Source organism: Mycobacterium sp. SA01, assembly GCF_041287105.1.
Taxonomy (GTDB): domain Bacteria; phylum Actinomycetota; class Actinomycetes; order Mycobacteriales; family Mycobacteriaceae; genus Mycobacterium.
This window is the reverse complement of sequence record NZ_JBGGNO010000020.1, coordinates 812,716-834,957: the sequence shown is the minus strand read 5'-3', so window position 1 is coordinate 834,957 and position 22,242 is coordinate 812,716. Positions and strand designations below refer to the sequence as shown.

At 67.3% G+C, this 22,242-nt stretch carries 25 protein-coding genes; 9 read left to right on the top strand and 16 right to left on the bottom strand.

The window, feature by feature from the left end; all coding sequences use genetic code 11:
- Positions 1–12: 12 nt before the first annotated feature.
- Positions 13–951: a type I pantothenate kinase gene (gene coaA, locus AB4879_RS23320; RefSeq protein ID WP_036343663.1), complete on the top strand. Its 939-nt coding sequence runs from the start codon at positions 13–15 to the stop codon at positions 949–951.
- A gap of 9 nt (positions 952–960) precedes the next feature.
- Here the strand turns inward: coaA and AB4879_RS23315 are convergent, their stop codons facing one another.
- The 5 genes from AB4879_RS23315 to AB4879_RS23295 all read right to left on the bottom strand — a co-directional run bounded on the left by AB4879_RS23315 (position 961) and on the right by AB4879_RS23295 (position 4,442).
- On the bottom strand, positions 961–1,383 hold the full coding sequence (locus AB4879_RS23315; protein WP_370509451.1) for a hypothetical protein: 423 nt from the start codon (positions 1,381–1,383) through the stop codon (positions 961–963).
- A 10-nt stretch (positions 1,384–1,393) separates the two neighbouring features.
- Positions 1,394–1,786, bottom strand: a complete 393-nt coding sequence (locus tag AB4879_RS23310; protein WP_370509450.1) for a hypothetical protein — start codon at positions 1,784–1,786, stop codon at positions 1,394–1,396.
- Positions 1,783–2,205 (bottom strand): hypothetical protein, encoded by a 423-nt coding sequence (locus AB4879_RS23305; RefSeq protein ID WP_370509449.1) that lies wholly within the window; start codon positions 2,203–2,205, stop codon positions 1,783–1,785. The genes AB4879_RS23310 and AB4879_RS23305 overlap by 4 nt, the downstream gene beginning before the upstream one ends.
- Before the next feature lie 69 nt (positions 2,206–2,274).
- Positions 2,275–3,645, bottom strand: coding sequence for a hypothetical protein (locus AB4879_RS23300; RefSeq protein WP_370509448.1), 1,371 nt, complete (start codon positions 3,643–3,645; stop codon positions 2,275–2,277).
- Positions 3,645–4,442 carry a (2Z,6E)-farnesyl diphosphate synthase gene (locus AB4879_RS23295; protein ID WP_036343654.1) on the bottom strand — a complete coding sequence of 266 codons (798 nt, stop codon included), beginning with the start codon at positions 4,440–4,442 and terminating at the stop codon, positions 3,645–3,647. Before AB4879_RS23295 ends, AB4879_RS23300 begins: the two co-directional genes overlap by 1 nt.
- A gap of 53 nt (positions 4,443–4,495) precedes the next feature.
- Here AB4879_RS23295 and AB4879_RS23290 point away from each other — a divergent pair, with 53 nt between their 5' ends.
- A complete protein-coding gene (locus AB4879_RS23290) occupies positions 4,496–5,230 on the top strand; it encodes a hemolysin III family protein (RefSeq protein WP_370509447.1) in 735 nt (244 codons plus the stop codon).
- Between the two features lie 13 nt (positions 5,231–5,243).
- Here the strand turns inward: AB4879_RS23290 and AB4879_RS23285 are convergent, their stop codons facing one another.
- The 4 genes from AB4879_RS23285 to mca are packed head-to-tail and all read right to left on the bottom strand — an operon-like array spanning position 5,244 to position 8,755.
- Complete coding sequence (locus AB4879_RS23285; protein WP_036343651.1) at positions 5,244–5,609, bottom strand: nuclear transport factor 2 family protein; 366 nt, start codon at positions 5,607–5,609, stop codon at positions 5,244–5,246.
- An 11-nt stretch (positions 5,610–5,620) separates the two neighbouring features.
- Positions 5,621–7,621: a thioredoxin domain-containing protein gene (locus AB4879_RS23280; protein WP_370509446.1), complete on the bottom strand. Its 2,001-nt coding sequence runs from the start codon at positions 7,619–7,621 to the stop codon at positions 5,621–5,623.
- The gene (locus AB4879_RS23275) at positions 7,605–7,859 is read right to left on the bottom strand and encodes a hypothetical protein (RefSeq protein ID WP_370509561.1); all 255 of its coding nucleotides are present in this window, start codon (positions 7,857–7,859) and stop codon (positions 7,605–7,607) included. The genes AB4879_RS23280 and AB4879_RS23275 overlap by 17 nt, the downstream gene beginning before the upstream one ends.
- Before the next feature lie 23 nt (positions 7,860–7,882).
- Entirely contained in the window at positions 7,883–8,755 is an 873-nt protein-coding gene (mca, locus tag AB4879_RS23270) for a mycothiol conjugate amidase Mca (RefSeq protein WP_102808830.1), read from the bottom strand.
- Between the two features lie 150 nt (positions 8,756–8,905).
- Here mca and AB4879_RS23265 point away from each other — a divergent pair, with 150 nt between their 5' ends.
- The 3 genes from AB4879_RS23265 to AB4879_RS23255 all read left to right on the top strand — a co-directional run bounded on the left by AB4879_RS23265 (position 8,906) and on the right by AB4879_RS23255 (position 10,738).
- The gene (locus AB4879_RS23265) at positions 8,906–9,340 is read left to right on the top strand and encodes a DUF4307 domain-containing protein (protein ID WP_370509445.1); all 435 of its coding nucleotides are present in this window, start codon (positions 8,906–8,908) and stop codon (positions 9,338–9,340) included.
- Positions 9,341–9,571: 231 nt separating this feature from the next.
- On the top strand, positions 9,572–10,066 hold the full coding sequence (gene greA, locus AB4879_RS23260; RefSeq protein WP_071950063.1) for a transcription elongation factor GreA: 495 nt from the start codon (positions 9,572–9,574) through the stop codon (positions 10,064–10,066).
- Between the two features lie 12 nt (positions 10,067–10,078).
- Entirely contained in the window at positions 10,079–10,738 is a 660-nt protein-coding gene (locus tag AB4879_RS23255) for a GPP34 family phosphoprotein (protein WP_370509444.1), read from the top strand.
- Here the strand turns inward: AB4879_RS23255 and AB4879_RS23250 are convergent.
- The 5 genes from AB4879_RS23250 to AB4879_RS23230 form a co-directional block, all read right to left on the bottom strand.
- The gene (locus tag AB4879_RS23250; RefSeq protein WP_370509443.1) at positions 10,730–11,902 is read right to left on the bottom strand and encodes a cystathionine gamma-synthase; all 1,173 of its coding nucleotides are present in this window, start codon (positions 11,900–11,902) and stop codon (positions 10,730–10,732) included. The two genes, AB4879_RS23255 and AB4879_RS23250, sit on opposite strands and share 9 nt — an antisense overlap.
- A gap of 27 nt (positions 11,903–11,929) precedes the next feature.
- Entirely contained in the window at positions 11,930–12,544 is a 615-nt protein-coding gene (locus AB4879_RS23245) for an RDD family protein (RefSeq protein WP_370509442.1), read from the bottom strand.
- Positions 12,545–12,557: 13 nt separating this feature from the next.
- On the bottom strand, positions 12,558–13,229 hold the full coding sequence (locus AB4879_RS23240) for an RDD family protein (RefSeq protein ID WP_370509560.1): 672 nt from the start codon (positions 13,227–13,229) through the stop codon (positions 12,558–12,560).
- A gap of 137 nt (positions 13,230–13,366) precedes the next feature.
- Positions 13,367–14,761 carry a cystathionine beta-synthase gene (locus AB4879_RS23235; RefSeq protein ID WP_370509441.1) on the bottom strand — a complete coding sequence of 465 codons (1,395 nt, stop codon included), beginning with the start codon at positions 14,759–14,761 and terminating at the stop codon, positions 13,367–13,369.
- 33 nt (positions 14,762–14,794) lie between these two features.
- Positions 14,795–15,844 carry an alpha/beta hydrolase gene (locus AB4879_RS23230; RefSeq protein ID WP_102808835.1) on the bottom strand — a complete coding sequence of 350 codons (1,050 nt, stop codon included), beginning with the start codon at positions 15,842–15,844 and terminating at the stop codon, positions 14,795–14,797.
- A gap of 192 nt (positions 15,845–16,036) precedes the next feature.
- Between AB4879_RS23230 and AB4879_RS23225 the strand changes: the two genes are divergently transcribed.
- Together AB4879_RS23225 and AB4879_RS23220 are read left to right on the top strand one after the other, a co-directional pair.
- A complete protein-coding gene (locus AB4879_RS23225) occupies positions 16,037–17,002 on the top strand; it encodes an SGNH/GDSL hydrolase family protein (protein ID WP_036343637.1) in 966 nt (321 codons plus the stop codon).
- 52 nt (positions 17,003–17,054) lie between these two features.
- Positions 17,055–18,272, top strand: coding sequence for an acetyl-CoA C-acetyltransferase (locus tag AB4879_RS23220; protein ID WP_102808837.1), 1,218 nt, complete (start codon positions 17,055–17,057; stop codon positions 18,270–18,272).
- 45 nt (positions 18,273–18,317) lie between these two features.
- Here the strand turns inward: AB4879_RS23220 and AB4879_RS23215 are convergent, their stop codons facing one another.
- Positions 18,318–19,208, bottom strand: coding sequence for a hypothetical protein (locus AB4879_RS23215; RefSeq protein WP_370509440.1), 891 nt, complete (start codon positions 19,206–19,208; stop codon positions 18,318–18,320).
- A 135-nt stretch (positions 19,209–19,343) separates the two neighbouring features.
- Positions 19,344–20,192, bottom strand: coding sequence for a Bax inhibitor-1/YccA family protein (locus AB4879_RS23210; protein WP_370509439.1), 849 nt, complete (start codon positions 20,190–20,192; stop codon positions 19,344–19,346).
- A 229-nt stretch (positions 20,193–20,421) separates the two neighbouring features.
- Here AB4879_RS23210 and AB4879_RS23205 point away from each other — a divergent pair, with 229 nt between their 5' ends.
- Both AB4879_RS23205 and AB4879_RS23200 read left to right on the top strand, forming a co-directional pair.
- Positions 20,422–21,471: an enoyl-CoA hydratase/isomerase family protein gene (locus AB4879_RS23205; protein WP_370509438.1), complete on the top strand. Its 1,050-nt coding sequence runs from the start codon at positions 20,422–20,424 to the stop codon at positions 21,469–21,471.
- A complete protein-coding gene (locus AB4879_RS23200; RefSeq protein ID WP_102808839.1) occupies positions 21,468–22,241 on the top strand; it encodes an enoyl-CoA hydratase in 774 nt (257 codons plus the stop codon). The genes AB4879_RS23205 and AB4879_RS23200 overlap by 4 nt, the downstream gene beginning before the upstream one ends.
- Position 22,242 lies beyond the last annotated feature (1 nt).

The window sequence follows — 22,242 nt, the reverse complement described above, 5'->3', positions numbered from 1 at the left end:
AAGACTGGCACCATGGCGCGGCTGAGCGAACCCAGCCCTTACGTCGAGTTCGACCGGAGTCAATGGCGTTCCCTGCGCATGTCGACCCCGTTGAAGCTCACGGAGGACGAACTGGTTGGGCTGCGCGGCCTTGGCGAGCAGATCGACCTGCTCGAAGTCGAAGAGGTCTACCTTCCGCTGGCCCGCCTCATCCACCTGCAGGTGGCCGCGCGTCAGCGACTGTTCGCGGCCACCTCCGAGTTCCTCGGTGAGCCGCAGCAGAACCCGGACCGGCCGGTGCCGTTCATCATCGGCGTGGCGGGCAGCGTGGCCGTCGGCAAGTCGACCACCGCCCGCGTGCTGCAGGCGCTGCTGGCCCGCTGGGAGCACCACCCTCGCGTCGACCTGGTCACCACCGACGGCTTCCTGTATCCGAACGCCGAGCTGAACCGCCGAAACCTGATGCATCGCAAGGGTTTCCCGGAAAGTTACAACCGTCGCGCGCTGATGCGGTTCGTGACGACGGTGAAATCCGGCGCCGATCAGGTGTGCGCCCCGGTGTACTCACACCTGATCTACGACATCGTCCCGGGCGAGAAGCATGTCGTCACCCACCCGGACATCCTGATCCTCGAGGGGCTCAACGTCCTGCAGACGGGTCCGACCCTGATGGTGTCGGACCTGTTCGACTTCTCGGTATATGTCGACGCCCGCATCGAGGACATCGAGAAGTGGTACGTCGACCGGTTCTTGGCGATGCGGGCGGGCGCGTTCGCGAACCCGGCCTCGCACTTCCACCACTACGCGGGACTGACCGACGCCCAGGCCGTCGCGGCCGCCCGGGAAATCTGGAGTTCGATCAACCGGCCCAACCTGATCGAGAACATCCTGCCGACCCGCCCACGCGCAACGCTGGTGCTGCGCAAGGACGCCGATCATGCGATCAACCGGCTGCGCCTGCGCAAGCTTTAGCGTCGGCGACTAGTTCGTCGGCACTCCGGTCAGCGGGTTGAGCCGCAACACCGGCAGCGGGAACTCGAACTCCGCCTCGGCGCCGTCGGGATCCTCGTAGAGACCGACGGTGTGGACCCCCGCGGAATACACGGTGATCGGCAGGTGGTGGGCGAAGACCCGGAACTTCACCGGCACCCCGGGGTTGTCCGGCCACTGCCAGGCGAACTCCAGCAGCCCGACCCGCTCGCCCTCGGGCGACTTCGCCACAATGAAGCGACGCGGCTCGTAGTCAGTGCCCCCCTGGGCGTGCACAGCCAATACCAGCGGCACCGTGATCTGCGCTGGCAGGCTCTCCACGTAGCAGCTCGTCATCGGGAAGCCTTCCGCGGTGACCCCGCCGGCTTCTTCCAGGACCGCCTTGCGCGCGGCGGCGAACGCTACTACATGCATGGGCCCAACCCTATTTGATGCGGCGAACCCCGAGGTACTGCAGGTCGGCGAACACCAGGGTGTACACGCCGCTTGCCAGCATCGCGACCACGCCGGCCGTTGTCAGATCGAGGGCGATCACAACGACGACGGCGGCGACGGTGAACACCAGATTCGCGATCGCGGTGGCGATGCCAGCGGTGCGCACATGCCGCAGCCGCGCGGCGAGGAACACCACCACGGCGTAGCCGAGAAAGACCGCCCCGGTGGTGAACTCGGCGGCCGTCGGGAAGCCGGTGAGCCCGGAGATCGGTCCGGCGGCGGCCATCAGCGCGATGCCGCACAGCCCGGACAGGACGGCGTCGACCCGCATGGCCATGCGCAACAGTGAATCCGACGATGTGGTGGAAAGGGTGGTGGTCATGCGTGTGCCTCCAGACGGCGAACTCCGAAATATTGCAGGACCGCGAACGTGGCGGTGTAGAGCCCGCCGGTCAGCGCGGTGATGGATCCGAACATGGTCAGCGGCAGCACCGCGGTCTCGGCGAGCGCGATGAAGCCGACGGTGCCCGCGACGTTGAACGCGACCAGTCCGGCGCCGACGCGGCGAAGGTCGGGTGCGGCGGCCAGCGCGTAGACAACGAGCCCGCAGAGGACGAATGCGGCGCCGGCGATGTAGCCCTGCGCCGACGTCAGTCCGGTCAGCCGACCCAGCGGGTCGGCCATCGCCGCGAAGGCCAGGCCGAGCACGCCGGTGAGGGTGGCGTCGACGCGCATCGCGAAACGCAGTAGTGAATCTGTCGAATCAGAGAGCGGATGGCTCCGGGTGGTTATGGCGGTCATGCCTGCAACGCTGCTCAGAAGGCACTGCCAGGTCGACGCCGGACGCTGCCATCTACTGCCAGCCGCAGCTCAGGGCTGCGAGACGGCCATCCGGGCGCGCAGGTCCGCGGCGATCAGGCGCGCCGCGGCGGTCTGCCAGTTGTGCAGCGAACGCTGCGGCACCTCGGTGACGAACCACTGCCACGCCTGCCGGGCGACCGGGTCCAGACCGGCGGCGGTGGCGTTCTGGGCGTATGCGCGTACCCCGACCACGTAGGGGAAGTACAGCGAGTTGTAGTAGCGCCAGTGCTCTGTCGTGCCGAACTCGCCGCCGTCGCGGGGCTTGAGCCGGGCGATGTGATCGGCCAGCAGCGCCTTGAGTTCGTTGGCGCGCTCCACCGGCTGGTCCACCGCCCCGCGGGCGGCCAGCCGCTGCTCGATAACGGGCAGCTGCGTCAGCGGGCTGGCGACGAGTTTGGACAGATCGCCGTAGTGGCCCAGCGCGCGGCGGGTCAGCCGCGCGAAGGCCTCGTCATCGAGGGCGTCCAGCGGGTTCTCGGCGACCAGCGGCAGCGCGGCTTCCGCCCCGCGCAGGGCGGCGCGGTCGGCGCGCAGGCGCGGCGACCGCGAGAAGGCCAGCCGGTCCAGCAGCCCGGCCAGCGGGTCGGCGAGCACGTTGATGGCGATGGCGACTGCGAGGCTGGTGAACAGCAGCGCGGTCAGCGCGGTTCGCCCCGGGCCGTCGGCGCCGGTGACCGCCATTCCGATCAGCGCCTGCCCGCCGAACAGCACCGCCACCGCCGCCGAGGCGATGAACGACCGCAGCATGTCGGCCCGTAGTGCCTGCCCTTCGTCGAACGCATCCCACAACGCGACCGCCAACCCCAGCAGTAGTACGTCAAAACCGGTGGACGCCAACGCCAGCCAGCTCGGCACCAGGCCCAGCGGGATCACCAGGATCGCATTGCCCAGCGCGAAGAACAGCGTGGCGATGACCACCACACCGGCGACCCGGCCGGGCTGCGCGGCCCGGCGTACGGCAGCCACCGTGGCGCCCAGGGTCGACACCGAGATCACCGCGAACATCACCCAGTGGCCGGTGCGCAGCGGGCCCTCGACCGAGCCGGCCAGCACCGCGCCCATCACGGTGAGGGCGGCGACCACGCCGACCAGGCTCAGCTCGGTGGCACGGCCGCGCCACGTGTCGGTCGGCCGGGCCAGCTCCAGGACGACGGCGAACCAGGCCACCCCGGGCACCGCGACGAGGTAGATCTCGATCTGGCCGAGCAGGTGGGCATGCGCGACGCTGACCACCCGCACCGCATCCAACGCCACCACGGCGGCGAATCCGCACAGCCCCACCGCGGCCAGGGCGAGCACCGGTTTACCCGGATCGCGTGCCAGCAGATACAGGCCGAGCCACCAGCTCAGCGTGAACACCACTGCTGACAGCGCGGCCATCACATGCCGAATCGACGATGTCTGCGGCTGTAGGCGCGCAATGCGCGCAGGAAGTCCACCCGGCGGAACGCCGGCCAGTGCGCCTCGGTGAACCACATCTCCGAATAGGCGCTCTGCCACAACAGGAAACCGGACAGCCGCTGCTCCCCCGACGTCCGGATCACCAGGTCGGGATCGGGCTGCCCCGAGGTGTAGAGATTCTCCGAGATGCCGTCGATCGTGACGGACTCGATCAGCTGTTCCGGGCTGGCGCCGTTGGCCAGCTGCTTGCTCAGCAGTGCACGCACAGCGTCGACGATCTCCTGCCGGCCGCCGTAACCGACGGCGACATTGACGTGGAACGCCGCCGTCGACGCCAGCGGCGCGGTGCTGTCCACGGCGTCGCGCAGCCGTCGCGCCGGCTCCTCGCCGAGCAGTTCCAGATCGCCGACGGTCCGCACACTCCAGCGGTTGGCCGGTGCACAGATCTGTTCGACGACGTCGGTGATGATCTCGATCAGCTCCGACAATTCCTGCGGATCGCGCTGCAAATTCTCGGTGGACAACAGGTAGACCGTGGCCATCTCGATGCCGGATTCGGCGCACCAGCGCAACATTTCGGCGATCTTGGCCGCGCCCATCCGATAGCCGTAAGCAACGTCGTCGTGACCAGCATCACGAGCCCAACGCCGGTTGCCGTCGCATAGGACGGCGATGTGGCGGGGTAGCTGGGACTTGGAGCGCGCCAGCTCCTGGCGCAGCCGCATCTCGTAGAGCCGGTAGGCCGGGTCCTTGAGGCGCGGGGGAATGATCTCCACGACAATCCAGACTACTGTGAGCGTCAGGTAGCCCCTGGCGCAATGGAGGTGAGATGACCGCAGGAGTCGACACCACCGATCCCCGCCGATCCGCGTCGTCCGACGCGGAGGACTTCCCCGAGGCCGTCGTCGACGCCGCTGTCGAGTTCTTCGGAAAACCACGGCTGCGAGGCTGGATTCACGTCTATGCCGCCGTCATCGCGGCGATTGCCGGCGCTGCCCTGGTGTCGGTGTCGTGGTCGGCGGAATCGACCAGGGCCGGCATCTCGACGCTGATCTACACGCTGACGATCGTGGCGATGTTCACCGTCAGCGGCACGTATCACCGGGTGAACTGGACGTCGCCGAGCGCACGCAAGTGGATGAAGCGGCTCGACCACTCGATGATCTTCATCTTCATCGCCGGCAGCTACACGCCGTTCGCGATGTTGGCGCTGCCCGAGAAGAGCGGCGCGATCCTGCTGACCATCGTGTGGAGCGGCGCGCTGGCCGGGGTGCTCCTGAAGTGCTTCTGGCCGTCGGCACCGCGGTGGGTGGGCGTACCGCTCTATCTGCTGCTGGGCTGGGTGGCGGTGTGGTTCATCGTCCCGATCATGAACGGCGCCGGGATCGCCGCCATGGTGCTGCTGGTCGTCGGCGGGTTGTTGTACAGCGTGGGCGGGGTGCTCTACGGATTGAAGTGGCCCAACCCGTGGCCGACCACGTTCGGCCACCACGAGTTCTTCCACGCCTGCACCGCGGTAGCGGCGATCTGCCACTACATCGCGATGTGGTTCGCGGTCTTCTAGGCAGCCCTGACGACTAGAGCTGGGTGACGTTCTCCGGGCCCCAGTAGGCCTTCATCGACGTGATCTCGCCGTCGCTGTTGAACGCCATCACCTCGATGACCTCGATCCGCATAGCGCCCGCGACCGTGAGGGCGAACATGAATGCCGCCTCGGTACCACCGGCGCGGAACGACAGCAGCTCCGATTTCACCTCGGCGCCTTCGACGTTCTTGTAAAAGCCCTCGATCGCCTGCCGGCCGATGTGGACTTCGCCGCAGCCGACCGGATCCTCCAGCGTGGCGTCCTCGGCGTACAGCGCCGCGACGTCGGCCGCTTTGCCCGCGGCGACGGTGCTCAGGTAACGGTTGACCAGGGCTTCGAGATCGAGGGCATCGCTCATGGCCGCAAACGCTACACGGACACACCCAGCGCGTCGGCGAGTTCCCGGGCTCCCGTCACCGGCAGGTCACAGGTCCGGCCGCGACACACGTAGGCAGCGTCGATTCCACCGATCCGGTCGCGGCCTTCCAGCAGCGGCGAGGAGTTGACGGTCCCACCGACGACAATGGCGCCACCGGGCGCCAATTGTCGGGCGGCGGAAAGCAATTCAGAGTCAGGTCCGTCGCTGGCGACAGCCACCTGCAGCGGACCGCGCACGGCCGCCTCGGCGACGGCCAGCCAGTGACCGGCCGATCTCGGCGCACGGGCCAGCAGTGCCGAATGCGCCGACAAGGTGGCCTCGGCGGCCTGCCCGTAGCGCGCCGCGCGATCGGCGTCGGCCAGATGCGCGGCGATCAGCAGGGCCTCGGCGATCAGCGAGGCACCCGCGGGCGTGGCGTTGTCCAACGCGTCGGCGGGACGGACCATCAGCTGCTCGGCATCGTCCGCGGTGTCGAACCAGCGGCCCGGACGATCCGGATCACCGAAGTGCCGCAGCGCGATGTCGAGCAGATCGGTGGCGCTCGCCAGCCACGCCGCTTCACCGGTGAGCTGGTAGAGCGTCAGCAAGCCGGTGGCCAGCGCGGCGTGATCTTCGAGGATGCCCGCGCTGTCGCCCACCACCCCGCCGAGGCTCGCCCGCCGCAGCCTGCCGTCGACGATGTGCAGGTCCAGCAGGGCCCGCGCACACCGCGACGCCGCGGTTAGCAGTGGCGGAACATCAAGGGCCACACTGGCTTCGGCGAGCGCCGTGATGGTCAAGCCGTTCCATGCCGTGACGATCTTGTCGTCGCGCGCAGGCTGCACCCGCGTCGAACGGGCCGCCAGCAGTGCCTGCCGGACGCGCTCGAAACGCTGCGCGTCGTCGGGATCGGCGGGCAGCTGCAGCACCGAGGACCCGTGCTCGAAAGTGCCAACATCAGTGACCGCGAAAAGGCTTGCCGCCCAAGCACCGTCATCGTCACCGAGCACCTCGTGCAACTGTGCGGGCGTCCATACATACGTCGAGCCTTCGACACCCGCGGCGTCGGCGTCCAATGCCGAGATGAACATGCCGCCGTCGGCGAGATCGTTGAGCAGAAAACCGGCGGTCTCGGCGGCGATCCGCAACGCCAGCGGGTCACCCGTGCGCCTGCCCCAGTGCGCGTACCCCCGCAGCAGCAGGGCGTTGTCGTAGAGCATCTTCTCGAAGTGCGGCACCACCCAGTCGGCGTCGACGCTGTACCGCGCGAACCCGCCGGCCAGCTGGTCGTAGATGCCGCCGCGAGCCATCGCGGTGCCGGTGCGGACGACAGCGTCCAGGGGCAGCGGCGAGCCGGTGCGCTCGTAGGCCCGCAATAGCGCTTCCAATAACGCCGACGGCGGAAACTTGGGGGCCCGGCCGAAGCCGCCGCGCTCGACGTCCTCGTCGCGCAGGATCGCCAGGACGGCGTGGTCGCACAACGCGGGCTCGATCTCCGGGCCGCCGTCAGGCAGCCCGGTGGCCATTCGTCGCAGCTCCCCGGCCACCTGATCGGACGCCTCTTCGACCTCGTCGCGGCGCGTCTGCCAGGTCTCGGACACCGCGTCCAACAGCTGCAGGAACTGCGGCTTCGGGTAGTAGGTGCCGCAGAAGAACGGCCGGCCGTCGGGGGTCAGAAAGCAGGTCATCGGCCAGCCGCCCTGGCCGGTCATCGCCACCGTCGCGTTCATGTACACCGCGTCGAGGTCCGGCCGCTCCTCGCGGTCGACCTTGATGCAGACGAAACGCGCATTCGCCACCGCCGCGACGTCCTCGGACTCGAAGGACTCGTGGGCCATCACATGGCACCAGTGGCAGGCCGCATACCCCACCGACAGCAGGATCGGCACATCCCGACGCGCGGCCTCGGCCAGTGCCTCCGGGGTCCACTGCTGCCAGTGGACCGGGTTGTCGGCGTGCTGACGCAGATAAGGGCTGGTCGCGCTGCCGAGCGTGTTAGCCGCCTGGCTCATGCGGGGGTGTCTTGGTCTCGCGCTCGGTGCCTGCGGAGTCGTCGGTTGTCGTCGCGCCGACGGCTTCGCCGTCGACCGGCTGCTCATCGAAACTCTGGGGCAGCTTCTTGAGGTGCCGGTTCATCGACCAGACCAGGACGAAGACGCAGATCAGCAGGATGACGACGATCAGCAGGCCGAACGGGCTGGCCTTGCCGAAATCCGGCCCGGTGTTCTTGGGCGGATCAGCCAGCACCATCACGGCCGTGGTGAACAGGTCTCTCACTCGAAGATCTCGATTCCGGTGAACAGGTCGTCTTCAGGCAATGTGGCGGGCACCCGCGAACGAGCCAGTTCGAACTCCTCGGTGGGCCACAACCGCTGCTGCCACTCTATGGGCGTCGCGAAAAAGAATCCGTCGGGGTCGATCTGGGTCGCGTGCGCCTTGAGGGCCTCGTCGCGCTGGTTGAAATACTCCGAGCACAGCACCCGGGTGGTCACCCGCCCGGCGAAGATGTCGATCTCGGGATCCCACTTCGCCAGCCAGCTGGCGAACGGGCCTTCCTGGCCGTGCTTGGCGAACTCGTCCTGCAGCAGCTGCAGGCGCGCCCGCAGGAAGCCATGGTTGTAGTAGAGCTTGCTGACCGCCCAGGGTTCCCCGGCATCGGGATACAGCCGGTAGTCGGCCGCGGCTTCGTAGGCGGCCACCGAAACCTGGTGGCAGCGAATGTGATCCGGATGCGGATAGCCACCGTTCTCGTCGTAGGTGGTCATCACGTGCGGACGGAACTCACGGATCAGCTTCACCAATTCACCGACCGGCTGTTCCAGCGGCACCAACGCGAAGCAGCCGTCGGGCAGCGGCGGCAGTGGATCACCCTCCGGCAGCCCGGAGTCCTCGAACCCCAGCCAGTGGTGTTCGACCCCGAGGATCTCGGCGGCGCGGGCCATCTCGTCACGCCTGATGTCGGCGATGCGGTCGCGCACCTCGGGTAGGTCCATCGCCGGGTTCAGAATGTCGCCACGTTCGCCGCCGGTCAGAGTCACCACCATGACCCGGTGGCCTTCGGCGGCGTACCGGGCAACGGTTGCCGCGCCCTTACTGGACTCGTCGTCCGGATGCGCGTGCACAGCCATCAGCCGCAGTTCGGTCACGTCTCCCCTGTACTCACTGTCTCGTCTTGGGCTTTCCCTGGGCCTTACATGCTGATGTAACAGCGACAGCACGCCCTATAGTCCAATAGTTCCACTCGGGCGTGGATACCCGTAATCGAAGCCCGCTGACGAGAGACTCGCCGCACACTCATGACCGACAGCCCGCCGCCGCTCCTGCAAGAGCGTTACGGACGTACCCGCCTGCCGGCGACCACTCGGCGCCGGGTGGCGTTCGCGCTGGGTGTGCTGGTGTTGGCGGCCGGTCTTGTGCTCGCTCTGATCGCTTACCAGCGCTTCGAGGGCAACGATGTCGAGGGCTCGATCGCGGCCTATCAAGTCACCGATGACCACACCGTCTCGGTGACGATCAGCGTGACCCGAAAGGACCCGTCGCGGCCCGTGCATTGCATTGTCCGAGTTCGTTCTCATGACGGCGATGAGACCGGCAGGCGCGAAATTCTGGTGCCTCCGTCGCAGGCGACAACGGTGCAGGTCACTACATTTGTGAAGTCATACAAACGACCATTCGTCGGCGATATTTACGGCTGCGGAACTGACGTTCCCGGATACCTCGTCGCGCCCTGACCGGCGACGGAACGACCAACAGCGAACTGCGAAAGCATGAAGGCTGCCTGTCCTCGCGGTGGTAGACTGGTGCGATACACGGTTCCTGCTGGGAGCCGTGTATTGCTTCATTAGCGCGTTTGATCGCAGCTCTTCGATGGCAATACACGCGGAACCATCCGCATGTTCCCGGCAGCGACGACAGACTGCAACGCGAACATCGCGTAACCAACGAATGAGGAGCGCAGCGAGATGACCGATACCCAGGTGACCTGGCTGACCCAGGAGTCGTACGACCGCCTCAAGACCGAGCTGGATCAGTTGATCGCCAACCGTCCGGTCATCGCTGCCGAGATCAACGACCGTCGCGAAGAGGGCGACCTGCGCGAGAACGGCGGCTACCACGCCGCGCGCGAAGAGCAGGGCCAGCAGGAGGCCCGCATTCGCCAGCTGCAGGAGCTGCTGAACACCGCCAAGGTGGGCGAGGCGCCCAAGCAGTCCGGTGTGGCGCTCCCCGGCTCGGTGGTCAAGGTCTACTACGACGGCGACGAGTCCGACACCGAGACCTTCCTGATCGCCACCCGCCAGGAGGGCATCGACCACGACAAGCTCGAGGTCTACTCGCCGAACTCCCCGCTGGGCGGCGCGCTGCTCAACGCCAAGGTCGGCGACACCCGCGAATACGCGGTGCCGAGCGGCAAGACCGTCAAGGTCACGCTGGTCAGCGCCGAGCCGTACCACTCGTAGCGTTTCCCGCGCGTGGCGCGCATCGCCGAAGACCTTCTTCTGCTGCTGCTCGACAATGCCGCGGCGCAGCCCGCCGTGGAGCAGTCCCGGCTGCAGCGGCTGCTGGCCGCCGCCGTGCTGCTGGACCTGGCCTACGACTGCCGGATCCGGCCTGCGATACCAGGTGAACCCGTGCCGCCCGATCGACTTGTCCTGTTGATGGGGCCGCCACCGCTGGATCCCGTTGCGCGACCGGCGCTGGCACTGCTGCAGGAAGCACCGATCACCGCAGGCGCGGCGATCGCCAGGCTGCGCAAGCAGATCGAGGACCGCGTGATCGATCAGCTGCTGCGCACCGGCCAGATTCATCAGATTGCGTTGTCGCAGAATCGGTTTCGCAGAAATACCTATGCCTGGCCGCTGGCCGGCCGGGCACGGGTGGATCGGGCCCGGTCCGCTCTGCTGTCCACCCTGTTCGACGGCAAGCGCCCTGACCCGGCCACGGCGACGATCATTTCGCTGCTGCATACCGTCGGCGCACTGGGCGCGGTTCTGAGCCTCAACGACCGTGGCTGGCACTGGGTTTGCGATCGAGCCAGCGAGATCGCCAGCGGCACATGGGTTGACGACGCCAACTTGGCGGAAGTCAATCTGGCGGTGACCACCGCCGCGGTGCGGTCGGCGCTAGTTTAGGGCTTGCTCGAGGTCGCCGAGCAGATCTGCCGGGTCTTCGATTCCGACCGAGAGGCGAACCAGGTCGTCGGGTACCTCGAGTTGCGATCCGGCGGTCGACGCGTGCGTCATGGCACCGGGGTGTTCGATCAGCGACTCGACCCCGCCCAGCGACTCGGCGAGAATGAAAACCTCGGTGCGCGAACATAACCGGCGTGCGGCTTCGATGCCGTCGCGCATCCGAACCGACACCATGCCGCCGAATCCGCTCATCTGCCGCGCCGCCACCTCGTGGCCGGGATGCGATGGCAGGCCCGGATAGAGCACCTGACTCACTGCATCGTGCTCAGCCAGGAATTCGGCCACCTTGGCGGCATTCGCACTGTGCCGCTGCATCCGCAGCTCCAGGGTCTTCAGACCGCGCATCGTCAGATACGCGTCGAACGGGCCGGGTACCGCGCCCGCGCCGTTCTGCAGGAACGCGAACTTGGTGTCCAGTTCCTCGTCATTGGTGACCAGCGCGCCACCGACCACGTCGGAGTGCCCGCCGATGTACTTCGTCGTCGAATGGAGCACGATGTCGGCACCGAGATTGAGCGGCTGCTGCAGCGCCGGTGAGGCGAACGTGTTGTCCACCAGCACCTTCTGCCCGCCGACCGCAGCGATCTCGGCGATCGCGGCAACGTCGGCGATCGACAGCAGCGGATTGGTGGGCGTCTCCACCCAGATCAGCTTGGTGGTGGCGGTGATCGCCGCGCGTACCGCCTCGAGGTCGGACAGCGCCACCGGTGTGTGCGCAACCCCCCACTGGGTGAACACCTTGTCGATCAGCCGGAAGGTGCCGCCGTAGGCGTCGTCGGGGATGACCACGTGATCGCCGGGACGCAGCACCGCCCGCAATGCGCAGTCGGTGGCGGCCATGCCCGAACTGAACGCGCGCCCGAAGGTGCCGTCCTCCACCGCGGCGAGCACTGCCTCCAGCGCGGTGCGCGTCGGGTTTCCCGTGCGGGCGTACTCGAAGCCACCACGCAGGCCGCCGACGCCATCCTGCGCGAAGGTGCTGCTGGCATAGATCGGCGCGTTGACCGCACCGGTCGCGGGATCGGGACGGTATCCGGCATGGATGGCCCTGGTCGCGAACCCCTGGGCGCGGTGCCGGTCGGCGGCACTTCGTTGCTCACTCATCACGAGCGAGCCTATCGGCTCACATGCTCAGAGCGGCACACACACCGTCGTCATGATTTTGTCGGCGAGCGTCTGCCGCTTGGCGTCCCACAACGGGAACAGGTAGCCGATGTAGCAGATGATCGCGTCGACGAAGTGGGCGATTTGACGCACGATCGACAGGCCGAAACCGATCGGCTGCCCGGTCTTTTCGCTGATCACCTTGAACTTCAGCACCGACTTGCCGATGCTCGACCCGGTGGTGCCCTGGCGGTAGCCGTAATTCCAGACCCAGAACGCCAAGCTCGCGAGTCCGAACACGAACGACAGGATCAGGCCCAGCGTGGACGGCTGCGAGGTGCAGTACACGCCGTAGCTGTTGTCGACGCTGCTCGAGGTGCAGTTGTTCTCGCCGGTGGCGAACGACAACCCCTGCCCGACTCCGGACAGGATCGCGATCGGGAGGGTGTCGATGATGAAGGCGCCGACCCGTTTGATCCACGGGGTGTATGCCTCTTTCGACAGCACGCCGGCACCGGGCGGGGGCGGCGGCGGATAGTTCCCCGGCGGAGGGGGCGGGTAATTCCCCGGCGGAGGGGGCGGCGGATAGTTCCCCGGCGGAGGGGGCGGGTAGTTGCCGGGTGGAGGGGGCGGTTGCGTCATCGAAAGTCCTTGTCTACAGAGGGAGGCAGACGGTGGTCATGATTTTGTCGGCCAGGGTCTGGCGCTTGCTGTCCCACAGCGGGAACAGCACGGCGATCAACCACACGATGCCGAGGCAGAGGTAGGAAGCCACCAGGTACAGGATCTCGCGGACGAAAGACAGTCCGAAACCGATTGGCAGTCCGGTCTTTTCGCTGACCACCTTGAACTTCATCACGGATTTGCCGATGCTCGACCCGGTGGTGCCCTGGCGGTAGCCGAGATTCCAGACCACGAACGCGATCGCGATCAGGCCTGCGACGACCAGAGCCAGCGTGCCGATGGTGGAGGTGCCTGTCGCGCAGTAGTCAGCGGTCTCGTACTGCGACGTGTCGGTGATGCATTCGGTGTCCGTGGTGGCGATCACGACGCCGTAGCCGATGCCCAAGATGATGTAGGCCGGGATGTAGTCGATCAGCCACGCGACGACGCGGGTGAACCACGACGTGTAGGCGCTCTGCGGCAGCTGGGGTACGGGCTGACCGGGCGTGGGCGGACCACCGAAGGCGGCGCCCGGCGGGGGCGGCGCGTAACCGCCCTGAGGCGGTGGTGGCGGCGGATAGTTACCGGCGGGTGGCGGCGGATAGTTCCCCGGAGGCGGCGACGGGTAGCTCCCCGGCGGGGGGCCTGGCGGTTGTTCGGTCATGGCGCCTTCCACTTCGACGGTGATCACCTGGGATAAAGCGGCCTAAATGTACCTGAGAAGTACCTGCGTATCGCGGTAAAGCGCAATCTTCATCTGGGCGCAATGCGCCGCCCAAAGAATTTGCCCGAGAAACTACTTCAGCGTCGGCGGGGCCCGTCGGACAGGAAGCCGAGCAGATCGTGGCGAGTGATGACGCCGACCGGCTTGCCCTCCTCGACGACCATCAATGCGTCCCGCTCCCCCAACGCCTTTGCCGCCGCGCTGACCAGTTCTCCCGCACCGATGAGAGGCAGCGGTGGGCTCATGTGCACCGCCACCGCGTCGGCGAGCTTGGCTCGGCCCTCGAACACCGCGGACAGCAGTTCTCGCTCGGAGACGCTGCCCGCCACTTCGCCCGCCATCACCGGGGGCTCGGCGCCGACGACCGGCATCTGTGAGACGCCGTACTCACGCAGGATGCCGATGGCGTCGCGGACGGTCTCTGACGGATGGGTGTGCACCAGGTCGGGCAGCGCCCCGGACTTGCCGCGCAGCACATCACCGACCGTCGGCTCGACCACCGAACCGTCCAGGCGGGTCCGCAGGAATCCGTACGACGACATCCACCCGTCGTTGAAGATCTTCGACAGATACCCGCGGCCGCCATCGGGCAACAGCACGACGACCACCGAATCCGGGCCGGCCTCCTGCGCCACCTTGATCGCGGCGACCACCGCCATCCCGCAGGAGCCGCCGACCAGCAGCGCTTCTTCGCGGGCCAGCCGTCGGGTCATGTCGAACGAATCCGCATCCGAGACCGCGATGATCTCGTCGGGCACGGCCGGGTCGTAGGCGGCCGGCCAGAAGTCCTCGCCGACACCCTCGACCAAATAGGGCCGTCCGCTGCCACCGGAGTACACCGAACCCTCCGGGTCGGCACCGATCACCTTCACCGTGCCGCCGGACACCTCCTTGAGATAGCGCCCGGCGCCGGTGATCGTCCCGCCGGTGCCGACGCCGGCGACGAAATGCGTGACCTTGCCCTCGGTGTCGGCCCAGATCTCCGGGCCGGTGGTTTCGTAGTGGCTGGCCGGGCCCATCGGGTTGGAGTACTGGTCGGGCTTCCAGGCGCCCTCGATCTCGGTGACCAGCCGGTTGGACACGCTGTAGTAGCTGTCCGGGTCGTCGGGCGCGACGGCCGTCGGGCAGACGACGACCTCGGCGCCGTAGGCGCGCAACACATTGCGCTTGTCCTCGCTGACCTTGTCGGGACAGACGAAGATGCACTTGTAGCCGCGTCGCTGCGCGACCAGGGCCAGGCCGACGCCGGTGTTGCCGGAGGTGGGTTCGACGATCGTCCCGCCGGGCTTCAACTCACCGCTGGCCTCGGCGGCGTCGATCATCTTCACGGCGATGCGGTCCTTGGCGCTGCCGCCGGGATTGAGGTACTCGATCTTGGCCGCGACCACGCCTGCGCCTTCCGGCACGACGGAGTTCAGTTGGACCAGTGGGGTGTGCCCGATCAGCTCGCTGATGTGCGACGCGATTCGCATGCCTACATCGTGTCAGGCGGCGAATCCGCGCGGCTAGCCGGTGGCTTCGCGGATGTACTCGCCGATCTGACGCAGTGAGCGTTTCGCTTCCGGGATGAGCGGCGCGGCGAGCTGGAAGTCGTGGATCTGACCCGGCCAGACCCGCACCTCGGTCGGCACACCGGCGGCGGCGAGCCGGCGCGCAGCCAGCCGGGCGTCGTGCAGCAGGACCTCTGATCCGGACACATGAATCAGCGTGCGCGGAAGGCCCGGCTCGATGTGGTCGAGCGGCTCGTAGACCCCTTCGGGCTCACCGTCGACGATGTTCTTGGCCGCGGCCCGGGCGACCAGGGCGACCAGGGCGTCGAACGCCTTGGGCGGGAACATCGCGTCGGTGCGCATGTTCGGGTGGGCCACCTTCTGCTCGTGGTCGAGCTGCAGCAGCGGCGAGATGGCCACCAGGGCGGCGGGCTCCTCGCCAAGGGCCTGCAGCCGCTGCGCCAGCGTCAGGGCCAGATAGCCGCCGGCGGAGTCGCCGGCCAGCACGATCTGGTCGGGCTCGTAGCCGCGGGTCCGCAGCCACTGGTAGGCGTCGAAGCAGTCGTCGACGGCGTTGCCGATGGTGTGCTTGGGGATGAGCCGGTAGTCGACCACCAGCACCGGCGAGTCCGCGAACTTCGACAGCGCGACCGAGATGCGGCTGTGCGAGTTCACCCCGCAGGTGAGGAAGGCGCCGCCGTGCATGTAGAGCACGATGCGGCGGTTGCCGTCGGCAGGCAGGACGCCGGGCGCCCGGACCAGTTGCGCCGAGGCGTTCGGCAAACCGACCGTGGCCCGCACCGTGCCCGGGGTGGGCAGCAGCGCGCGGGCGACGAAGTCCACCAGCCCGAAGGGCCATGGCCAGTGCGGCACGTGGCTGAGCACCGCCAATGTGGGCCACATGGTGGCGCGGGTGCCCATCGAGACCAGCCGCGCGGCGACACTCGGGCCGCTCTCGACGACCTCGACCGGCGCGCCGTCGCTGACCGGGTACCGGCGCGGGCGACCGCTACCAGCGTGAACATGATGAGGGGCAGCAGCCCGGACCTTGCTGGGTGCGGTCATTGTCAACACTCCCTACGCCAATGTAGATACGTGTTCCGGACACTCGAGCGAAGCCCGGTAACTTAGCTTTGCCATCTGCCTTACCTATAACAACTAACGATCTGATTTCTTACCGGATCTGATACCTGTCTGTAATCGCGGGGCCACTGTTGCGCCCCGAATTGACGCCCGAGCAGCACCTAAACTGGGCTCGTGGGGATACGCGCTCCGCGGAAGTCAACGGCCGCGCTGGCAGCGGCGGGGGTTCTGGCCTCGACCGGAACCGCCGTCCTGGGTGCGCGCAGTTTGCTCACCGGTCAGGCGGACCAGGTCCGCAATGTGATTCCGAAGTCCTGGGACGTCCCACCGCGGGCGGACGGCATCTACGCCCCGGGCGGCGGTCCGGTCCAGCGCTGGGAACGCGGGATGGAGTTCGACCTCCATCTGATGGTGTTCGGCGACTCGACGGCCACCGGCTACGGCTGTCGCAGCGCCGACGAGGTGCCCGGGGTGCTGCTCGCCCGCGGCCTCGCCGAGGAGTCCGGCAAGCTCATCCGGCTGTCGACCAAGGCGATCGTGGGTGCTACGTCCAAGGGGCTGTCCGGTCAGGTCGACGCGATGTTCGTGGCCGGCCCGCCACCCGATGCGGCGGTGATCATGATCGGCGCCAACGACATCACCGCGCTCAACGGCATCAGCCCGTCGGCGCGCCGGCTTGGCGCGGCTGTGCAGCGGTTGCGCGCCTCCGGTGCGGTGGTGGTGGTCGGGACGTGCCCGGATTTCGGGGTCATCAAAGACATCCCCCAACCGCTGCGATGGACGGCCCGTAACCGCGGTCTGCGGCTGGCCCGCGTGCAAGCCGCTGCGGTGCGCGCCGCAGGCGGAGTCCCGGTGCCGCTGGCCGACCTGCTGGCGCCGAACTTCCGGCAGGCACCCGAGGTGATGTTCTCCGAGGACCGCTACCACCCGTCGGCGGCGGGATATGCGTTGGCCGCCAACCAATTGATGCCCGCTCTCTGCCATGCCCTCGGCGAGTGGACCGGTGTCACCGTGCCCGATCTGCCGTGGGCTACCAAGTCGGAGGTGCGGGCGCTCACCGACCGGCTGGGGCCGCTGGCGCAGCTGCTGCGCCGCAGAACAACCGGGGTCCCCGCACCGATCGTGGTGACCGCGAGCTAGGTTCGTGTGCAGTCTCGCTGCACTCAAGCTGCACATCTCACGAGGAGCCGTCATGCCCGAAGCTGTCATCGTTTCCACTGCCCGCTCGCCGATCGGGCGCGCGATGAAGGGGTCGCTGGTCGACATCCGTCCCGACGATCTGGCCGCGCAGATGGTGCGCGCCGCGTTGGACAAGGTGCCCTCGCTGGATCCGCACGACATCGACGACCTGATCATGGGCTGTGGTCAGCCGGGCGGTGAGTCGGGCTTCAACATCGGCCGCGCCGTCGCCGTCGAGCTGGGGTACGACTTCATGCCGGGCACCACGGTCAACCGGTACTGCTCGTCGTCGCTGCAGACCACCCGGATGGCGTTCCACGCGATCAAGGCCGGCGAGGGCGACGCATTCATCTCGGCCGGCGTCGAGACGGTGTCGCGCTTCGGCAAGGGCAACGCCGACGGCTGGCCGGACACCAAGAACTCGCTGTTCGCGGATGCGATGGCGCGCTCGGAGGCAGCCACCGCCGGCGCCGACGAGTGGCACGACCCGCGCGAGGACGGCCTGCTTCCCGACGTGTACATCGCGATGGGTCAGACCGCCGAGAACGTGGCGCTGTTCACCGGCGTCAGCCGTGAAGACCAGGACCACTGGGGTGTCCGTTCGCAGAACAAGGCCGAGGAAGCCATCAACAGTGGCTTCTTCGAGCGCGAGATCGTGCCGGTCACGCTGCCCGACGGCACGGTCGTGTCGAAGGACGACGGACCGCGCGCCGGCACCACCTACGAGAAGATCAGCCAGCTCAAGCCGGTGTTCCGGCCCAACGGCACGATCACCGCGGGCAATGCCTGTCCGCTGAACGACGGCGCGGCCGCGCTGGTGATCATGTCCGACACCAAGGCCAAGGAGCTGGGGCTGACCCCGCTGGCGCGCATCGTGTCGACGGGCGTGTCCGGCCTGTCGCCGGAGATCATGGGCCTCGGCCCGATCGAGGCCGTGAAAAAGGCTCTCGCACACGCGAACATGACGATCGGCGACATCGACCTCTACGAGATCAACGAGGCGTTCGCGGTCCAGGTGCTCGGCTCGGCGCGGGCGCTCGGCATGGACGAGGACAAGCTGAACGTCTCCGGTGGCGCGATCGCGCTGGGGCATCCGTTCGGCATGACCGGCGCGCGGATCACCGCCACGCTGCTGAACAACCTGCAGACCTACGACAAGACGTTCGGCATCGAGACGATGTGCGTCGGCGGTGGCCAGGGCATGGCCATGGTGATCGAGCGCCTCTCGTAACTTGCAGCCATCGAGTCAGACCTCAGAGCGACGATCGGTACCACTTCATCGCCCTGGGGTCTGACTCGATGTCCATGCGCGCCTGGTCCGTTCGATGATGTCGGCAGTTCGGTCGCCGGCGACCACTCGGATCCGGCGCCACCCCATGTCGGCGATGAATTCCGATCGGGTCCGATCGTTGCGATAGATACCGCGGTCCAGGCGATGCTGCTCGCCGTCGTACTCGACCGCGACCATCACATCGCGCCACCCCATGTCCAGGAAGTAGCGCGACCGGCCGTCATCCCTGAGCACCGGGATCTGGGTCTCGGGACGCGGAAATCCAGCCGCCATCAGCAGCAGCCGCAACCAGGTCTCTCGCGGGGATTGCGATCCGGCGTCGGCGAGGTCGAGGACCGCGGGCACTCGGCGTACACCTCGCATATTGGGATGACGCGGTAGCAGCTCCAGTACGTCGTCGACGTTCAACCGGGTGGCGTTCGCGAGCGCGTCGACTCGGGCCACAGCTTCGCCCACCGTCCCCCGCCGTGCAAGGTCGAACGCGGTGCGCGCCAAGGTGGTAACCGGTAGACCCGGTATCGGGTGCACCTCGTCGTCGAACAGCGTCTCGGCGCGGCTGATGATCCCTGCTGGCGCCTTGTTGTTCGGATAGGCGAGTTCGATCGGTATCGATGAATCGATCCACTTCGCTCCGTGCACTGCAGACGCCGCCAAACCGGTGACGACCGCACGACCCCGAGACCACAGAACAGCCGCGACTGCCCGGTCACGAACCGACAGTTCACCAATTCCGTACGCGTACACGTCCGGAAATATGCGTCGGCAGTGGGCCCGGAGTTGATACCGCGTCAGCTCGCCCGCAGCGATCGCGTCGCTTCCGATGAACACCCGCTGCACTCGGACAGGATCGCGGTGACCTGCCATCGCTGTGTTCATCCATCCACAGCTCATCGAGGCAGAACGGAGTGCAACGAAAGAGCCCTTTTCAGCGCCGTGAGGTCTGCCTCGATGGTCGACCCCGCAAAAAACAAAGCCCCGGCCGTGAGGCCGGGGCTTTGCACGGTGAAGCGGCTAGCGCTGTTGGAAGTAGCTGAGCAGCCGCAGGATCTCGATGTACAGCCAGACCAGCGTCACGGTCAGGCCGAGGGCCACGCCCCAGGCCGCCTTCTCCGGCGCACCGGCGCGGATCATCTGGTCGGCAGCGTCGAAGTCGATCAGGAAGCTGAACGCCGCCAGCGCGATCACGAACAGCGAGAACATGATGGCCACCGGGCCGCCGCTGCGCAGGCCGAGACCCTCGCCGCCGCCGACCCCGAACATCGCCAGTACGAAGTTGCCCAGGAGCAGCACCAGCACGCCGACCATGGCCGCGACGATCATGCGGGTGAACTTGGGGGTGACCCGGATGGCGCCGGTCTTGTAGACGACGAGCATGCCGAAGAACACGCCGATGGTGCCGAGCACCGCTTGGCTGATCAGCACACCGGCGTTGGCGCCGGACACCACCACGTTGGCGAAGATGAACGACACCGCGCCGACGAACAGGCCCTCGAGTGCGGCGTAGCTCAGAACGATGGCCGGGTTGTCCTGCTTACGACCGAAGGTCGCGATCAGCACCAGGACCAGGCCGCCGAGCCCACCGATCAGGGTGAACGGCGTGGCCAGGGCCAGGTTGGCCGAAACCAGGAAGTAGGAGATGACCGCCACGACGGACAGCACACCGAGGGTGATGCCGGTCTTGGTGACGACGTCGTCGATCGTCATGGGCCGCGAGACGCCGGTTTGCGGCTGGTAGGCGCCCGCGTATGGATCTGCCTGGTATGCCACCTGCTGGGCACCGGCTACACCGGTGCCGAATTGTGCGTATCCGCCCTGCTGCTTGGGCAGCGAACGAAATACCGGGTTGCTGGTCTCCCGCACCGTCGGAATCCTCTCCTGGAAGTCGCGTAACACACCGTCAACGAACGGCTGCCGGAACCAGTTCCCAGGAAGTCCACAACGTTCTTCCCGGCGTGTCCGGCGCTACGAAGCCTGACCTTACCTGTGAGCGGCATCCGGCGGGTGACGATCTTTTGCCAACTGGTATTTTTGCCTTTTCCAAAAACTAGGACATCCAACCAATTTGATCGACGGAAAGGACCGCTCTGCCGTGACGGCTGAATCCGACGAAGTCTTGACCCGGGTCGACGGCGGCGTCGGCTTCCTGACGCTCAATCGCCCGAAGGCCATCAACTCGCTGACCCACACGATGGTCACGATCATCGCGACGGCGCTCACCGACTGGGAGCGCGACGACGATGTCCGCGCGGTGCTCCTCGCCGGCGAGGGGGAACGCGGCCTGTGCGCCGGCGGCGACGTGGTGGCGATCTATCACAGCGCCCGCGGCGACGGTTCCGACGCTCGCCGCTTCTGGCTCGACGAGTACCGCCTCAACGCCCAGATCGGTCGCTACCCCAAGCCCTTCGTGGCGATCATGGACGGCATCGTGATGGGCGGCGGTGTCGGCGTCGCCGCGCACGGTAGCGTCCGCGTGGTCACCGACACCTCCAAGGTCGCCATGCCCGAGGTCGGGATCGGCTTCGTCCCCGACGTCGGCGGCACCTATCTGTTGTCGCGGGCTCCCGGTCAACTCGGCCTGCACGCCGCCCTGTCCGGCGCGCCGTTCTCCGGGGCCGACGCCATCGCGCTCGGGTTCGCCGACCACTACGTCCCACATGTGCAGCTCCAGGGATTCGTCGAAGCGATCGTCGCCGACGGCGTGGACGCCGCCGTTCAGGCGTTCGCCACCGAGCCGCCGGCCAGTCACCTTCTATCCCAACAGCATTGGATTGACGAATGCTACGCCGGCGAGACCGTCGCCGACATCGTCGCCGCCCTGCGCGGCCACGACGACAAGGACGCCAGGAAAGCCGGCGACCTCATCGCGTCCCGCTCCCCCATCGCGGCGTCCGTCGCACTGGCGTCGGTGCGTCGTGCCGCCGAGCTCGACACCCTGGAAGACGTTCTGGTTCAGGAGTACCGGGTGTCGTCGGCGTCGCTGGACTCCCACGACTTCGTCGAAGGCATCCGCGCGCAGATCATCGACAAAGATCGCAATCCGACGTGGAACCCGCCGTCACTGGCCGCGGTGACCGAGCAGGATGTGGAACAGTACTTCGCGCCGGCGGACCCGGACCTGACCTTCGAGGAGGACAAGTGAATTACGAGACCATTCTGGTCGACCGCGACGAGCGGGTCGGCACCATCACCCTCAACCGCCCCAAGGCGCTCAACGCACTCAACAGCCAGGTGATGGTCGAGGTCACCACGGCCGCCGCCGAATTCGACAACGATCCGGGTATCGGGGCCATCGTCATCACCGGCAACGAGAAGGCGTTCGCCGCCGGTGCCGATATCAAAGAGATGGCCGAACTCTCGTTCTCCGAGGTCTTCGACGCGGACTTCTTCGCGGCGTGGGGCAAGCTGGCCGCCGTCCGCACCCCGACCATCGCCGCGGTCGCCGGCTACGCCCTCGGCGGCGGCTGCGAGCTGGCGATGATGTGCGACGTCCTCATCGCCGCCGACACCGCAAAGTTCGGCCAACCCGAGATCAAACTGGGCGTGCTGCCCGGCATGGGTGGCTCGCAGCGGCTGACCCGGGCGATCGGCAAAGCCAAGGCGATGGACCTCATCCTGACCGGCCGCACCATCGACGCCGCCGAGGCTGAACGCAGCGGCCTGGTGTCACGCGTGGTACCGGCCGACGACCTGCTCACCGAGGCGAAAGCCGTCGCGACGACCATCTCGCAGATGTCACGGTCGGCCGCCCGGATGGCCAAGGAGGCGGTCAACCGTGCCTTCGAATCCACGCTGACCGAAGGCCTGCTCTACGAGCGCAGGTTGTTCCACTCCGCGTTCGCCACCGACGACCAGACCGAGGGAATGGCCGCCTTCACCGAGAAGCGCCCTGCCAACTTCACGCACCGCTAAG